This is a genomic window from Salinivibrio sp. SS3, assembly GCF_001722105.1.
Classification (GTDB): domain Bacteria; phylum Pseudomonadota; class Gammaproteobacteria; order Enterobacterales; family Vibrionaceae; genus Salinivibrio; species Salinivibrio kushneri.
The window spans coordinates 1-1057 of sequence record NZ_MEBQ01000029.1; the positions used below are offsets into that span (position 1 = coordinate 1).

General features: G+C 53.6%; 1 protein-coding gene. It reads right to left on the reverse strand.

Going from position 1 to position 1057, the window contains the following annotated elements:
* Positions 1–1057 (reverse strand): VCBS domain-containing protein (locus BGL48_RS10835; RefSeq protein WP_255377395.1); only part of this gene is annotated, 1057 nt, incomplete at both ends.

Below are 1057 nucleotides of genomic sequence, written 5' to 3' on the forward strand. Positions count from 1 at the left end.
ATTGAAAGTGTGCCACTTGCAGTGACGGCGGCATCGCCCACGTCACCTTCGGTCACTGAGCCAGTAAAGCTACCGGTGACTTCAGGGGCATCCTCGCTACCGGTAATGGTGATCACGATATCTTGTTGGGTGTTATCGCTGGCGGTGAGGGTGATGGTATCGGTGACCTGATCGCCGGCATCTAAATCCTGCACTGAGCTTTGATCAAGCGTATAAGTCCAATCGCCGTTGACCAGCTCTAGTGAACCATAGGCGCCAGATTTTGATACATCCGCAAAAGTCGGCGCATCGTCGCCATCAACATCACTGATTGAAAGTGCGCCACTTGCAGTGACGTCGGCATCGCCCACGTTGCCTTCGGTCACTGAACCGACGAACTCACCGCTGACTTCTGGCGCATCCTCGCTACCGGTAATGGTGATAATAATATCTTGTTGGGTGTTATCGCTTGCGGTCAGGGTAATGGTATCGGTGACTTGATCGCCGGCATCTAAATCCTGCACGGCAGACTGATCAAGGGTGTAAGTCCAATCGCCATTGACCAGCTCTAGCGAGCCATAGGTGCCAGTCTCTGTAGTATTGGCAAAGGTTGGGCTATTGTTACCGTCGACATCACTAATCGCAAGGGTACCGGTGGCAGTCACCGCTGCATCACCTTCATTGCCTTCGGTCACTGAACCAACAAGCTCACCGCTGACGTCGGGGTCGTCATCCGTCCCAGTAATGGTGATAACAATATCTTGTTGGGTGTTATCGCTCGCAGTCAGGGTGATGGTATCGGTGACCTGATCGCCGGCATCTAAATTCTGCACGCTGGCTTGATCAAGCGTGTAAGTCCAGTTGCCATTGACTAGTTCCAGTGAACCATAAGTGCCGGATGCTGTGGTATCCGCAAAGGTTGGGCTATCGTCGCCATCAACATCACTGATCGCAATGGTGCCGGTGGCAGTCACCGCGGCATCGCCCACATCACCCTCGGTGACCGAGCCAACAAATTCACCGGTGACTTCAGGGGCATCCTCGCTACCGGTAATGGTGATCACGATATCTTGCGGAG